The organism is Planktothrix sp. FACHB-1355, from assembly GCF_014748295.1.
GTDB classification, from domain to species: domain Bacteria; phylum Cyanobacteriota; class Cyanobacteriia; order Cyanobacteriales; family Aerosakkonemataceae; genus Aerosakkonema; species Aerosakkonema funiforme_A.
The window spans coordinates 1-15,231 of sequence record NZ_JACJUP010000003.1; the positions used below are offsets into that span (position 1 = coordinate 1).

Genomic DNA, 15,231 nt, shown 5'->3' on the forward strand with positions numbered 1-15,231 from the left:
AAGTTTTAGACAAAAAAATACTTAGTATTTACCCTATTGCCAGAATGACATATATGTGTAAATGTCAAGCAGTATAGGGAATATTCCTAAGTATACGTAGATTTATTTGTATATATTTTGATATTTCTGCGTAAGTACGCAAATGGACATATCTGCATACATCGCATATTAAGGGCAAATTTTTTAAGAATAATTAATATAATTTAAAATTACCTAAAATCCTAAAGTAGAACTATACAGAAGAGCTACTTTTGTTACGGAAAGCGCGGTTAAATAAGTAGCGATCGAAGGCAAAATTTTAAGTTAAATGCAAGCTGCATTCATACAATTAGCTTTCTTGTCCCCTTTTCTTTGCACCTCTGGGAGAGTGCGATCGATCGGGACAATCAAAACAGATCGCTTTCAGAAGTGGCATAGCAGCACATAACTAAAGCCTTCAAAAAAGTTCATAATTGGGTATCTCGCAGTGTGAGAGTAGCGACTAAGTAGGAAATGCCATCCCAACCCGACCGTCAGATCAGACTAGAAATGATGCTCTCGTCCTCGCAGCCGACGCTGTTAGAGGGTCTAGACATATGGCTGCGCTTAGGTTTGATTTCTGATGCACAGGTGAGGCAGTTGTGCCAAAAGTATCTCATCTGTCCTCTACCCCAGCCGATCGAGACACTAGAAGTACCTGCGACGACAGTCCCAGCTCAGAGCAAACCGCCACTAACGCCAGTAAACGAACCGCAACCACCGAAGAGGCGAAACAGGATATTCCAGTCCTTATTGGCAGAACTCAGCGTCCGTTGGCTGCTGTTTTTGGGCGTGTTCATGGTCGTTCTGTCGTCCTCTGGGGTACTAGCCGCCAGTCAATGGCAGAGGTTTCCGGCATTTGGACAGTATGCGGTGTTGCTCGGTTACACCTTAATCTTTTGGGGAGCCAGCTTGTGGACAGCTAGACAGAAAAATTTACAATTGACCGCTCAGACTTTGCAACTGGTAACTCTGTTTCTAGTGCCGGTGAATTTCTGGGCGATGGATGCGTTTCGTTTGTGGGGAAACCCTACTGAATGGGTGACTGTAGGAATCGCGTCCCTTACTTTAACGGGCATAACCGTCTTTACTCTCAAAAATCAACCTCGCAATCTCGAATACTCTGTAGCGATTAACTATTTAGGACTTTGCTACCTGCACTGGGGCTGGGAATTTTCAGGATTTCCGCTACTGGCAGTTTATCTGGGAATAGTGGGAACGGTTGCTTTGCTAATTTGGCGGTTTTTCGTCGCCAAACTCCGCTCTCGAAACACTTCGGAAAAAGCGGAGATAGAAACAGGGGAGGATGCTAAAGCCCCTACAGACACAGACCCAAACATAGATTTGCTCCTATCTGGCTTCTCATCTCTGGGCGAGAAGTCTTGGGACAATAATTTGTCCGGATTACCAAATGATTTATTATCAAATGGTTGGCCTACTTCCAGTTCTCAGCTGCCAGCGACAGATCGCCGCCAAGGAAAAGTCGGTATTGTAGTTTATGCTCTTGCTGTTTTGCTGGTGCGGGCGATATTTTCTAACTATGTAGAAATCGGACAACTCGGCTTAGCGGTAGGAATTTGCGGTTGGCTTTTAGCTTGGCTATCGCTGCAACGTCCCAGTCCCTTAAATTTTTCATCGGCGTTTTCACAATCGAATTGGGAAGCGATCGGCGCTATCTTGTTGTTGGTAGGCTGGGTAGTTTCCGTAGGCGTAGATCCAGCTTGGCAGGCGATCGGAGTTAGCGGCTTAGGTTTATGGTTTTTTTGGAGTCGCTTGCAAAGATTTTGGTTGTGGGTGGATTTCTCTGCCATGTTGGGGATTGGGTTGCAGGCAATTTGGTTATTTTGGCGCTTAATTCCTCCAGAAAATCAGGATCGGTTGATAACTACTGCGATCGAGCTAAGCAATGCACAAGAAAATCCCTATCCTTTACTGAGCCTAGTGCTATTTCCCTATGCTATTTGGATAGTCATCCTGACAGACTGGCTCTGGAGACGGTCAAAGTCGGAACTAGCGGAATTTGGAGAAACGATCGCGTTTTCCTTTGGATTGATTACGACTTGCATTAGCTTAGTTAATCCTTTGTTGCGATCGCTCAATTTGCTGGCTGTTACCATCAACTTGGCAATTGTCAATTGGCGACACCCCAGAAGTACCTTGGTGTATCTGACGCACATCAGCATTATTTTGTCGCTTGTCTCCGCGCTCGATTATTTGTTGCCAAATTTGAGTTTAGAAAATTGGGCGACTGTTTTATTAGGTTTAACGATCGCGGAGTGGTTATTAAGTCTTAAAGGGCTGAGAGATCGAGTACCGCAGATACAAACGCCCATCCAAGCAACAGAAAGCTCACTATTATATAAAAATCCAAATCCTAAATCTAAAACTACAAGTCGCAGTGCTTGGTACATAGGTTTGAGCCTAGCTGCGCTGAGTTACATATTATTTGTGGTTGACTTCAGCAGCACTTCTATTTTGAGGTTGTCGTGGCTGCTAGTACCGCTAACTCTGACCTTAGTTGCCAATCGCAGCGAAACACCCCAAAGATCCCTTGCCAATTGGTTAAGCTTAATTGCTTTTGGGATGGCGCAGATTTTGACGGTGTACATACCAGATGCGAGGTTAGTCGGTCTGGGTGTTGCCAGTATGGCGATGTTGGTAAATAGCCGCTATTTACGGCATTTGGCAGCAACATTAGTTACTGTAGGTTTTACGATCGGCTTCCTCGGTTTTAGCTTGTGGGAAGGCTTTCCAGGATTCCTGCCACTGTCGGTAGATGGTTGGTTTCTGGTAAGTGCGATCGCCATCAATATTTTATGGTGGCTGCGAAGTTGGTTGCTGGAACGATCTGTAAAAGCAGTGCAAGCCGCAGCAGAAGGTGTAGGAGAAAAATCCTCTCCATCTTTATATATTCTTTATGCGCGGGCAGCGGATCTGTGGGCGATCGCCCTGTGCAGTCAGGAACTTGTGGTGCTGACATTCCGCAGTGTGGGGATTTATAACGATATTTTTACTGCCGCACTTACGTATTTAGCAACTGCTGTCTTGCTGATGGGGGCAAATTTTTATCGCTGTTTGCCACATCCCAGGAATCTATGTGTTTATGGGATCGCTTGGGGATTCGAGCTGTTCTTAGCAGAAAGTGTGAAATTGGGCGGTGGTTCTTACTTGGATTTAGCCATTGCCAACATTGGTATCTCACTTAGCGGTTATATTCTGGCTTTATGGTGGATAAAACGCAATCCATCAGCGCCCAGCAGTATCAGAATTTTGCCTCTAATTTATGCTTTTTTGGGTCTGGCGCTACGAGGGAGTACTTTCAACAGTTGGACGGGAGTACTTTTATTTGGCGCATCAATTGTTGGACTTGGGATGGGCGGTAAAAGTCCGGCTTGGAAAGCGTTGCAATATCTTTCGCTTACAGGTATTTCTCTATCTGTATACGAACTGGTAATTTATCAAATGCGACTGTCAGGGGGAGGTAACCTAGCAGATGGTTTGACTCTATTGGCAGTAGTGGCTTGTGCGATCGCTTTTATCTATCGCTTGTTGGCAAGATGGTTACAACCATTTCTACACCTCTCCTTAGCAGAAATTATCAATACGGCTCATATTCATTGGGCGCTGGGTAGTACGCTGATGTTTGCTGTGGCGTCGATAGGAGTTGGCACTGGACCCCAACTGACAGTAATTGGAGTTGCGGTGAGTCTGCTGCTAGCTGCTTACGCGATCGCACAGGGACGCTACGAGTTTAGTCGGTTTAATCCTAGTGAGTGGGTATATCTGGGATTAATTGAAGTTGCCGGAGTATGTGCCTATGCGCGATTATTTTGGACGGAACTGAGCGTATTAGATCCTTGGTTGGCAGCGATCGTCTGTGCCATTGCCTTAATTATGTACAACGCCCCTTGGCAAAATTGGGGTTGGCCAGCAACTGCTTGGAAGAACTCAATGGCAATATTGCCTGGATTTACTGTTTTAGCTACAAGTTTAGTAATCGATCGCATCACTTTAATTGTGGTTGCCATTGTTTATTTATTGCTGGCCAAGCTAGCACAAAATGTTCGCTTAACTTATGTCAGCGTTATCATAGTCGAGTGGGTCACTTACCGCTGGTTTTGGCAAGAGATGCAACTCACCAATATCTCGAATAATATCTTGTGGTATGTCATCCCCCTAGCTTTAGCCGTGCTGTACCTTGCCCAAGTCGATCCTGGATTAACGCAGCCAAAACAAAAACAGATTCGTCATATTTTACGCCTGCTGGCAATAGGTTCGATTTGTGGAGTATCTTTATGGACTGAGCATTGGACTGGTTTGGTTTCCGGCATGATAAGCTGTAGTGCGATTTTTGTGGGATTGGCCTTGAGAATAAGAGCTTTCCTGTTTATCGGCACTGTAACATTTTTAATTAACGCCAGCTTTCAGCTAGTGATTCTCAACGATCGCTATTCGTTTTTAAAATGGGCGATCGGTTTGGTTGTCGGTATCGGTTTTATGTTGCTTGCTGCCAATTTTGAAACTCGCCGTTCCCAGATCTCCAGCTTGGTGCGAAATTCGCTCTCGGAATTGCAAAATTGGGAATAGGGCATAGGGCATAGTTAATAGGGGAGGGTTCTATAGATAAATTAGATTTGGAAGAAGTGAATTTCAGCTAAAGTAAATGCTTACCTAAACTCTATAGGGCACAGGATATCGGACAATTTTTTATCTTTTATGTACTTATGGCTTGTGCCCTATCCTCAATACCCCATCCTCCATACCTCAAGTACTATGAACCAAGTTCAACCCCGTTTGGAATTTATCCCCCCAGCTTTCAATCCCCTAGTACTAAGATGTACAGAATTGCTCCTGCCATTTTGGCTGCGATATCAAACTGCGATCGGTGAAATTACAGCTGAAAATGTTGAAGTTTTGGTCGATCTCTACCGTCAGTTTCAGGCAGGTAAAATCCGCTTTTTGATGGCATTTCGCCATCCTAGCACTGAAGATCCGTTCAGCCTGATGTATCTACTTTGGAAATTAGTGCCGCGAGTAGCCAAAAAGCAAGGCGTTTTTCTGAAATACCCAATTCACGCTCATTTTATATACGATCGCGGCATACCTCTGTGGGCTGGATCTTCCGTGAGCTGGCTGTATTCCCAGTTGGGCGGCACCCCCATTCATCGCGGTAAACTAGACCGAGTGGGTTTGCGATCGGCACGCGATTTATTTGCCAATGCACCATTTCCCATGATGGCATCCCCGGAAGGAGCTACTAACGGTCACAATGAAATTATTAGCCCGCTTGAGCCTGGAATTGCCCAAATGGCGTTTTGGTGTGTGGAAGATTTGCTGAAAGCCGAACGTCAAGAACAAGTTTTTATCGTGCCGATCGGCATAAAATACCAATATACTGAATCTCCCTGGAAATCATTAGAAAAGCTGATGAGCGAGTTGGAAATCGATAGCGGTTTACCTGTAGGGATGAAAGACCAAACCGAAGCGATCAATGAAGATTTATCATCTATTCTTCATCCTTCTTCATTGCTTTATCGAAGACTTTATCGATTGGGCGAGCATATATTAACTTTAATGGAAGACTTTTATATCCGCTTTTATCATCAAACACTGCCAAAAGCACCAGAAATATCAACCGAGAATGCTAACGAAGTACTGGCAATACGACTCAAGGCACTGCTTGACGTGGCATTGCAAGTAGCGGAAAAGTCTTTTAACCTTCCCGCTAAAGGCAGTTTAATCGATCGCTGTCGCCGTTTGGAACAAGCGGGTTGGGATTGGATTTATCGAGAAGATATCAAGAACCTAGAAGCATTATCGCCTCTAGAGCGCGGTTTGGCCGATCGCATCGCCGAAGAAGCGGCACTGCGAATGTGGCATATGCGACTGGTAGAAAGTTTTGTGGCTGTCACTGGCAGTTACGTTTTGGAAAAACCAACGGTAGAAAGATTTGCCGAAACAACTTTATTACTTTGGGATATGTTAACCCGCATTAAAGGCGGTAATCCCTTCGGGCGTCCGCGACTTGGTAAGCAAAAGGTAAAAATAACGCTGGGAGAACCTATATCGGTTTCATCTCAATGGGATGCCTATCAAACCAGCCGCCGTAAAGCTGTTGCCGATTTAACTCAAAATTTGCAAAATGCTTTACAAGATTCGATCGCAAATTGATTCGCTTTAGGGGTGGGCAATGCCCACCCTACAAAATATTACCTTGGCAGCAGATGCCGCCGAGGGCCTACACCCGGATTGATCGCAGAAGCGATCTCTTCTGGAGACAATTTTTCGATCTGAATATGCAAATCTTCAACAGTGAACTGATAACCGCGTTCTCCGGCAATTTTGACAAAAGTTTCTGGATCTTTGGTTGCTTTTAGTTTAGCTTTTAAAGCTTCATCTTGCTGGATAGCTTTAAAAAAGCGGGCAGCAGATTCCTGTGTCATGACCTTACGTCCTTATTCTAATGTGAATTTCAAATCCTGTAGTTCAAGTTGCAGGGGCTTGTAGATCTTGGAAATAGTAATTTGGGTTGAGCTGAATAAACTCAACCTCTGCTGTGAGAAGGCCACTTGGCATCGTGCGATCGCCTACCCCTTATCATATAAGGATAAATCCAGCAACCAAGAATTTCACTAAATCTTGACATAAGTTAAAGCTTTTGGTCTCAGAGATAACCAAAAGATGACAACCTTTATGGTAAAGGATACCGTTGGCGAATTAACTGGGGAGTCTAACCCCTCAATCGATTCGCCAACAGTATCGTAGAAGGTTCAACCAAGCTACTTGTGAATAGAGGCAAGAAGCAAAGTTGCCCCAGATAGGTTGGCTGCTGATAAGTCTGTTTGTTGCAAGTTTGCCCGATCGCTTGGGTATAGTTAACTAAGTTGTTAACGAAAAATTAATTTTCAACTTTAGAGTCTCCATTATTTGGCTGATTGTTCAAAATTACTACATTGGCAGAATCGGGGAATGTAATTCCTTCTCGATCGAACACATCTTTGATCATCTTACGCAGTGTGCGTTCAATTCGGAAATGATTACCCGGTTTTACTTTTGTGATGGTACGAATTAACAATTCAGAACTTCCAAACTTTTCCACACCTTCTACCAGTGTTGGTTGCAGTACCTCTGGGTAATTTTTCTTTAAATCTTTTCCGATTCCTTCCAAAATTTCGTACACATAATTGAGGTCAGTATCATAGGAAATGCCAACTTCTACTACAGCATAAATATACTGCTTAGAGTAGTTAACAATATCTTTTATTTCTCCATTCCTAAGAATGTGTTGCTGACCGTTAGAATGCCGGATACGAGTAGTTCTTAGGTCAATCGCTTCCACAAAACCAGATGCTTGATTAACCTCGATATAGTCACCTACTAAGTAATAATTTTCAAACAATATAAAAAATCCACAAACTATATCATTGATGAGGTTCTGCGCTCCAAAACCAACTGCTATACCTAAGATACCCACACCTGCTAAGATAGGGGTAGGATCGATGCCGATCAGCTTGAGGATGGTAACCGCCGCAGTGAAGTAGATAGCGTATCTCAGGAAACTTTTGAATAAGGGGATGATTGTCAGCCGTCTCTGTTTTTGTAATTCCGTTAAATCTTCACTTCTGAGGACTAAATCTTCTAGAATCGCATTGGCGACTTGGATTAAAACACCGCTAATAAAGAAAATACCAATAATTTCAAGGATTTTAGTACCGTAAACAGCCATCCAAGCAAGAAAATCTATTTGCTGAACCACAATAGTTGCTATGCCAACATAGATGACGTACTCCAGACGTTTTTTCAAAAGTGTAACCAAGTGTCGGAGAGGTTCGTAGAAGCGTAGCAAATTGTCGGGTCTTGCATTTCTAGTAGCTACGACGTCGATAGTTTCAACAATAGTGGATATGGCTTTAACAATGAGTAAGCCAATTGCAATGATGATATAAATTTTTAAACCAACAGATAGATAATTCGGAACGAGTTTTGGCAGTCCGAAAAATTGCGAGGATAGAATAAGAACAAATATCCAAATGATATTGGTGAGGTTCGTTTTTAGGAAGTTAAAAAAAACGGCTATGCTCTCATCATTACCTTCAATGTCATCAAAATTTTGAGCCCGAACGCAGGCCAAGTCTAAGAAACGATGTAGGGGTGGGATGCCATACCTAACCAACCACAAAAGGATAACAGTTTTGAAGCTGGCGGCAACTAAATTTAACCATAATTGCGGCGGAATACCGCGAATTAAATTTACTTGGATTTCCAGAACATTTTTGCCTTGAAAAATCAGAAAGCCGTTCCCAACTACCAGTAGCAGACACAGCATTGCACAAAGAAAAATTAAACCACGCCTGATATTGCGCCGCTGGCCTAGTAGTTTCTCAGTTTTTCCCTCCAACCAAGAAACATTCTTAATCAGCTTAAAGCTGATTCCCACCAGCCAGTAAAACACAGAGAAAGCGAGAATCAGAACACCTACTTCAGCAAGGATAATTACAATGTCCACTTTGATTTACCTGGTAGCTATATTTATTTTATAATTACATAAATTAAAATTATAATAAATAAAATTAATTTAAAATACTTAATTCTATAAGTAAAATCAATATATTAACGCGAATCTTTGCTGTGTAAGCATTCCCATTCCCAATGCCTCTTGCCAAATGGTCAAAAAAACCCCTTTTCCACTGGAAAAGTAGGGAAGAGCTATATTGGTTAACAAACTCACGAAGCGACAACAAGCACTCAAGCATTTACTGGGTGTGAGGTTGATTGGTTTTTGTCAATACAAATAAGTCATATATTCTCAAAAAGACTCTAAATTCCTTCCTCAAGCAAATTCTCCGCTATTTTATACCATTCTTCACGCAAAGCGGCATCTTCTGGTTTATTAGTTAGGGGACGTCCGCGTAACTCCGGATGTTTGGCATGAAATCGCTTATCGACTTTAGCGATAAATACTGCTTCTGAAATTCCGGCAGCTTGGCGACGACTGGCAATTTTTGCGGCTCTATCTTTTTCGCTAAAAGTGGGAAGAGATGGGAAAAATTTTCGGTCTGGTAGAGCGATCGATCTTGTCGCCTGCATCAGCCAATTAAAGCCTGCCCAGGCAGCAATTCCGGCTATTACAGTCAAACTAACGCCTGCAATTCTTTTTCCCCAGCTTCTCAAGAAACCTTTGGCTGGAGACTTTACTATTGTGGGACTGGATGGAGTTGTGGCTGTCGGTGCGGCGGGATGGGGTTTGGCGGGAGCAACCACAATTGTACGGATTTGGGTAATGTTTGGTTGTACGGGTTTTACGGATGGTACGGGTTGTACTGGTTGTACTAGTTGTACGGATGGTGCGGGTTGTACTGGTTGTACTGGTGTGGTAGAAGGGAAATACTTAAGTACTTCGTCAGCAGATTGATAGCGATCGCGTGGTTTATAAGCCAACATTTTCTTTAGCACTATTTCCAGTTGAGAACTAACTTTTATTACCTTTCCCCAATGCCAAGTTCCTTTATAACTATCGTACAAATCCTGGGGCTTCTTGCCAGTTAGCAATACAAGTGCCGTCACTGCCAAAGAGTATAAATCGCTATTGGGAAAAACTTGTCCCTGTTGCAGTTGTTCCTCTGGGGCATAACCTTCTTTACCTAAAAGAGTCGGTAATTTACCTACTTGAGTAAACTGGGAAATAGCTGCGATCGCAACTTGCTTGACACCACCAAAATCAATTAACATCGGCAAGTTATCGGCAGACCTGATGATTATGTTATCTGGAGAAACATCCCGGTGAATCACTCCCTGTGAGTGGATGTAAGACAGCACAGGCAAGATTTGTGCGAGTATTTGCTTAACTTCTGCTTCTGGAAAAGTACCGCGAGATTTTAATAAATCCCACAAAGTCCGACCTTCAATGTAATCTTGCGCCAAAAACAAGCAACTACTTCCAGCAATATTTGCCTCAAAAAATTCCCGAAACCCCGGTACTTGTGGATGTTTGAGTTGATAAAGCGCACCGGCTTCGCGCTGAAATAACTCCTTGGCTTTTTGTAACTCGCCTGCGCCTTTAACTTGAGGAGCAAATTCTTTGAGTACGCAGCGTTCGTTAAAGCGATGCAGATCCTCTGCTAAATAGGCGCGTCCAAAACCACCCGCTCCCAAATGCTTCAGAATGCGATAGCGAGTTTCCAGAATATGCCCCACAGCTAGCCAAAGCGGTTCCCCGCATTGGAAACAAAAGCGGTTCTGAGTCTGGTTTTGGTGTCCTTTACTGCAATAGAGAGGCATCATAGGTTTGGGGCAACTTCTGGAAATATGATAGCTCTGCCTTATCTCAAATTCTAAGCTTGACTGTGAAAATCTGAATGATAACCTAATCGTCTCCACAGTCAGATTTGGCAGTAATAGAAATCTTTGTATTCTCTTGTTGCTACTTTCAAATTTAATTGGTAATTTTTCTACGGATACAGTTCACACGCCTAGCGGCAAAGTATGACGAAAAGTTAAATTTTCGACCTCCGCAAGTGCGGCAAGATATGATCCTCATGCAACACTTAGTCCCCTACGACACGCATCTATACTTATGAAGCACATCAGACGAGTTCTCGCCTTGACCGCGATCGCCCTGCTGCTGTTCTGTCTCCACCCACTATCTGTCCGCGCTGCCCGACCGAATACTGTAATCGTCCCCGAAACGTATGTCCCTCAAACAGAATACTTTCTCAGCGATCGAGAACAGTTCCCAGTCCGGTCTTTGGGTCTGTGCGGTAGTTCGGCGATCTTCTCTACGATCGAGGCGTATCAATATAAATACAGGCTTAATATAGGTAGTCGTATGATATCAGTGCAAAACCCGATTAATAACTTAGGAAAGAAATGGTTATGGGACACTTGTATCAACGACACCGACCCGAAAGACGTACTGGCATATGAGGCAGATTTAGACCATCTCTACGAGGATCTAGACCCATTTACAAGTAAATGCGACCCCGATGCGTGGGATACGAAATGTGCAGGGCAGAGCGGCTCGTCTCGATGTACGGGAACAGGGTTGTATTATAATAGTTACGACGTGGCCAACCCCGATCCGCGCACGATTAAGTATGTGATAGAAAGCGATCGACCAGTGATAGCCAGGATCAGGATAGATGGCAGGTGGGGGCAATACCACGGTGGCGTATATCACAATCAACCCACAACACAGCCAAATTTTGTCATATCAGTAACTATATGGGGATTTGGACACGACGAGAGTGATGGAGATTATTGGTTGGTCAAGAATAATTGGGGGCCGACCTGGGGCAACAATGGCTGGATGCAATTAAAAATCGACACTCAAACAGTACTGACAGCCTACGCACTACCGCCAAATTAGGTCAAGAACTCACCGTCAACCCTAACGGGTATGACGGGAGTCCCCTTGCCGCATCTCAGATGGGAACGCCAGACAAGAAAGAGCAAGGGATTTCCCTAAGATCGTTCTCGAACTAACTCTTATGAATCGTCAAGAAGTCGAACAAAGAACAATTCTCATCGCTTTAACGGGCAGTCGAGGTTACGGTTTAGCTACGGAAACTTCTGACTATGACTATCGCGGTATCTTTGTGGCGACGAAGCCTTATTATCTAGGATTAAAACAGATTGAGCAAAAGGATACGGGTTGGACAGAAGAACCGGGAGAATTTTCTTATTTAACGAAAGATACTTGCATTTATGAGTTAAGGAAGTTTCTGGATTTGTCTGTAGACAACAATCCCAATATTTTAGAACTGCTGTGGTTCAAAGACTACGTTCACCTCACGGAAGTTGGCAGAACCTTAATCGAACATAAGCAAATGTTTCTGTCAAAAAAAGTCAGACAGACTTACGCTGGTTACGGTTATGCTCAAATCAAAAAGTTAGAGTCTCACCGCCGCTGGTTACTCAATCCACCTCAAGATAAACCGAAACCGGAAGATTTTGGTTTGGCATCAAACGAACCGCTCACAATCGTGCAAATTAATTCGTTTCTGGAATATCTCTATATTTTGATAAGGGAACGCATTCAATTTTTGTCAGAGGCGGAAGAGCTTCATAATTTGCTGATGGCTGAAATAGATTTCAAGGCTGTATTAAAACAGTATCCTTTGCCAGAAGAGACTCTAGAATATACCAGGAACATCACTAACACATCGGAAAATTTTATTAAATTGCTGCAAAAAAGTCAACAGTACCGTAGCGCTCGCAGAGAATATGAAAACTATCAAAAATGGAAGCAAAACCGCAATCCGGCAAGGGCGGCAATGGAAGCCAAAGTAGGGTACGATGCTAAATTTGCTATGCAGGCTATTCGGCTGTTAAAAAGTGGAATTGAGATTTTGGAGACGCAAAGGGTGATAATCGATCGCAGAGAAGCAGGTGATGCCGAAGAGTTACTGGCAATTAAAAAGGGCGAGTACAGCTATGAACAAGTAATGGCGATCGCTAACAATTTGTACAGTCACCTTGATGTTGCTTATGCTAAATCTACACTGCCAAAAAACGTGGATAAAGAAGCCGTTAATCAACTTTGCATTGATTTAGTAACGAGACAAGGATGGTAACTTTATCTAATTATAATTGTAGGGTGCTTGGGAAAGCACCCTACAAGTAAATTTGCGCGAACATTTACCAATATATTTAAGATGCCCCAACATTAGATTGCTCATGCTCCACTACGAATACATTCGCGTAGAGATTAGCTAAAACTTGTTTCCCTTCTTGCGTCAGTTCTAAATAGCGCAGCCCATCTTTAATGTAAGGATAGACTACATTCCAGTAAAACTTGGCATAATTTTGACGCACATCGCCTGGGTGATGATAGCCTAAGTTTTTATTCACACCCGTTTCTTCAAATTCATAGTAGAGGGCGCTAATCTTTTTCAGATATCGCGGATCGCTCAACTGACCGATGAGATCGGCGGCGCGAACTAACCCTGGATAGTTGAGTGTATCTTGGTGATCCTCATCTGCGGGTATGGGGAAACGAGTGAGCTCGATGTTGCGCTTAATGATCTCCGCATCAATTAGCTTGTGATATCCAAAGCGCTCCTCAATAAAAAGTTTGCCTCGGTCTACGTGATAAGCAGCTAAACTGGCATCGGATGACCCTGGCGGCAGCTGGATCATTGTGCCGTTTATGCCGGTGGCGCACAATCTGTCATATGGATGATCTTGCCTGCAAACGCCCTTAACGTAACCGATATCGTGACACAACAAGGAAATGATGGCGTGTAACCAATCTTCACAGGATACCCCACCTTCGCGAATGTGTTTGCCTCGCAGAATTTCTTGTCCGACTAAGGTGACTAAGATGGTGTGTTCGACATTGTGATAAAGAGCGTCGCTATTGGCGATATTTTCTAGGGCCATACTTCCGGCCCAACCAATTATATCGGCGTAGTCGGGTTTCCAGCCGCCATAGGTGCGTCTGTAACCTTCTCGCAGCTGGTGGACGAAGTGATCGATGATGAATTGAGTAGCATCAAACATGATGTGAAACGAGACACGACAGGTAGTGGGCGAGTTATGCGGTTTGTGACCGCATTAGTTTAAATGTTTACTTTTTATGATGAAATGTTTCCCTGGTGAACTGGGTGATGGTAGGCACCACCCATTGTGACTTGAGTTCTACCGATGCGGTTAACCAAGAAAAAATGTGATGCCGATCGGACGAGCTAATCTGGTATCGGGAGGCACCAATAGAGATCTGGTAGTTCCGTTGTAACGCAAGACTGCACCTATGTTAGAAGCATTTCGGCGATTATCGAAACCGACAACAAACAGGTTGCCGTCGGGTGCAAACGCCAAGCTACCGATGAAATTGCTACTGGGAGAAGTGCCAGTATAATTTGTCGATAAAACGCTGACTGAATTGCCGGTTTCCAAATCGTAGCGTCTGATATCGTTGGCGAAGTCGCTGACGTAGAGGTCGCCGTCTATGGGATTTATTGCCATTCCCAGAAGACTGACAAAGCCAAAACTTTCCGGTGACGGTGAAGGGGATGCAAACACGGTGGATTGCTTTGTTTGGATGTTGTAGCGCAATAGCTGACTGGGGAGACCGTCGCTAAAATCGGCTTCGCCATTACGTGCGATGCTACCTTCAGTGGTGACGTAAAGGCTACCGTCGAGGCCAAACAGCAGACCGTTTGGCCCGTTTAAGCCGCCCGGTTGTTGGTTTCCTGTCGCAAATACGTCGATGAATTGGCCTGTTTTTCCGTTGTAGCGCAGGATTCGATCGCTCAGAAAACTGCTGACGTAAAGATTGCCATCGGGGCCAAAGGCTGTACCGTAGGGGCGAAACAAACCGCCCGTTTCGTCAGCGGGTGTGTTGGGATGATCGCCAACGAAGACATCGATAAATGCTCCCGTGACGCCATCGTAACGTAAGATGGCGGAAGCGCCCTGTTCTCTTGCAGTTGCGGGTTTATTTCCGCTGCTGATATAAAGGTCGGAGATGCCATCGCCGTTACCGTCTGGCCCGTAGAGCAGGTTGTCGGGAGAAAACAGTCCGCCGCTGTTGGCGGGAATGAATTCTCCTAGAAAAGTTCCGGTTTTGGGATCGAAACGCAGTACGTTGTTACCTTCGGTATTGCCAACTAGAAAAGTATCTAATACGCGGAAAGCTTGGACGGGGAAGCGTTGTTCTTTAATGCCGAATTTGACGAAATGGTCAAATGCTGTGAGTTCTCCCCGTTGAACAGCTGCGGCAACATCTGGATTTCGCTGTAAATAAATGCGGGTATTGAAAAGTGTATTGGGGTCGCGATTTTCAAATTGACCGAATTGCTGGAAGTGGTCGTAAGCGGTAATGCGATCGCTTTCTACAGCAGTGGCAACATCTGCATTTTTTTCTAGATAAGCGCCGGTATTAAATAATGTGCTGGGGTCGCGACCCTCAAATCGACCAAATTGCTGGAAGTGGTCGTAGGCGGTAATGCGATCGCTTTCTACAGCAGTGGCAACATCCGCATTTCGTTCTAGATAAAAGCTGGTGTTAAATAGGGCGCTGGGGTCGCGACCTTCAAATCGACCGTATGCGTTAAAGTGGTCTAACCCGCTGTTAAATAAACCGTTAATTAGGGCAGATGCAACATCGGGATTGCTGTTTAGATAAAACTTTTCGTCAAAAAGTCCTATAGCGTCTACCATAAAATAGATTTTTCCTCTTTTCTTGAGTTGGCTAAATTAGTGAATTTTACA

Annotated in this window: 9 protein-coding genes; 4 read left to right on the forward strand and 5 right to left on the reverse strand. The window is 44.0% G+C overall.

Features of this window, described 5'->3' with window-relative positions:
- Positions 1–492: 492 nt before the first annotated feature.
- Together H6S82_RS00575 and H6S82_RS00580 are read left to right on the forward strand one after the other, a co-directional pair.
- Entirely contained in the window at positions 493–4,605 is a 4,113-nt protein-coding gene (locus H6S82_RS00575; RefSeq protein ID WP_190466135.1) for a DUF2157 domain-containing protein, read from the forward strand.
- Positions 4,606–4,791: 186 nt separating this feature from the next.
- Positions 4,792–6,189, forward strand: a complete 1,398-nt coding sequence (locus H6S82_RS00580) for a 1-acyl-sn-glycerol-3-phosphate acyltransferase (RefSeq protein WP_190466139.1) — start codon at positions 4,792–4,794, stop codon at positions 6,187–6,189.
- A gap of 38 nt (positions 6,190–6,227) precedes the next feature.
- Here H6S82_RS00580 and H6S82_RS00585 read toward each other — a convergent pair whose 3' ends face one another.
- The 3 genes from H6S82_RS00585 to H6S82_RS00600 form a co-directional block, all read right to left on the reverse strand.
- Positions 6,228–6,461, reverse strand: a complete 234-nt coding sequence (locus H6S82_RS00585) for a Nif11-like leader peptide family natural product precursor (protein ID WP_190466141.1) — start codon at positions 6,459–6,461, stop codon at positions 6,228–6,230.
- 455 nt (positions 6,462–6,916) lie between these two features.
- Positions 6,917–8,524, reverse strand: a complete 1,608-nt coding sequence (locus tag H6S82_RS00595; RefSeq protein WP_190466144.1) for a mechanosensitive ion channel domain-containing protein — start codon at positions 8,522–8,524, stop codon at positions 6,917–6,919.
- 311 nt (positions 8,525–8,835) lie between these two features.
- A complete protein-coding gene (locus tag H6S82_RS00600) occupies positions 8,836–10,299 on the reverse strand; it encodes a serine/threonine-protein kinase (protein ID WP_190466147.1) in 1,464 nt (487 codons plus the stop codon).
- A 292-nt stretch (positions 10,300–10,591) separates the two neighbouring features.
- Between H6S82_RS00600 and H6S82_RS00605 the strand changes: the two genes are divergently transcribed.
- Together H6S82_RS00605 and H6S82_RS00610 are read left to right on the forward strand one after the other, a co-directional pair.
- Positions 10,592–11,383 carry a C1 family peptidase gene (locus H6S82_RS00605; protein WP_190466150.1) on the forward strand — a complete coding sequence of 264 codons (792 nt, stop codon included), beginning with the start codon at positions 10,592–10,594 and terminating at the stop codon, positions 11,381–11,383.
- Between the two features lie 121 nt (positions 11,384–11,504).
- On the forward strand, positions 11,505–12,590 hold the full coding sequence (locus H6S82_RS00610) for a nucleotidyltransferase domain-containing protein (RefSeq protein ID WP_190466153.1): 1,086 nt from the start codon (positions 11,505–11,507) through the stop codon (positions 12,588–12,590).
- A 76-nt stretch (positions 12,591–12,666) separates the two neighbouring features.
- On the opposite strand, the gene H6S82_RS00615 is transcribed toward H6S82_RS00610, so the two are convergent.
- Positions 12,667–13,518 (reverse strand): Npun_R2479 family HD domain-containing metalloprotein, encoded by an 852-nt coding sequence (locus tag H6S82_RS00615; RefSeq protein ID WP_190466157.1) that lies wholly within the window; start codon positions 13,516–13,518, stop codon positions 12,667–12,669.
- A 150-nt stretch (positions 13,519–13,668) separates the two neighbouring features.
- Positions 13,669–15,180 (reverse strand): NHL repeat-containing protein, encoded by a 1,512-nt coding sequence (locus H6S82_RS00620; protein WP_190466161.1) that lies wholly within the window; start codon positions 15,178–15,180, stop codon positions 13,669–13,671.
- Positions 15,181–15,231: the final 51 nt, after the last annotated feature.

Coding starts and splice junctions, on each gene's coding strand:
- H6S82_RS00575 (WP_190466135.1), top strand. CDS start 493: ATGCCATCCCAACCCGACCGTCAGATCAGACTAGAAATGATGCTCTCG.
- H6S82_RS00580 (WP_190466139.1), top strand. CDS start 4,792: ATGAACCAAGTTCAACCCCGTTTGGAATTTATCCCCCCAGCTTTCAAT.
- H6S82_RS00585 (WP_190466141.1), bottom strand. CDS start 6,461: ATGACACAGGAATCTGCTGCCCGCTTTTTTAAAGCTATCCAGCAAGAT.
- H6S82_RS00600 (WP_190466147.1), bottom strand. CDS start 10,299: ATGATGCCTCTCTATTGCAGTAAAGGACACCAAAACCAGACTCAGAAC.
- H6S82_RS00605 (WP_190466150.1), top strand. CDS start 10,592: ATGAAGCACATCAGACGAGTTCTCGCCTTGACCGCGATCGCCCTGCTG.
- H6S82_RS00610 (WP_190466153.1), top strand. CDS start 11,505: ATGAATCGTCAAGAAGTCGAACAAAGAACAATTCTCATCGCTTTAACG.
- H6S82_RS00615 (WP_190466157.1), bottom strand. CDS start 13,518: ATGTTTGATGCTACTCAATTCATCATCGATCACTTCGTCCACCAGCTG.
- H6S82_RS00620 (WP_190466161.1), bottom strand. CDS start 15,180: ATGGTAGACGCTATAGGACTTTTTGACGAAAAGTTTTATCTAAACAGC.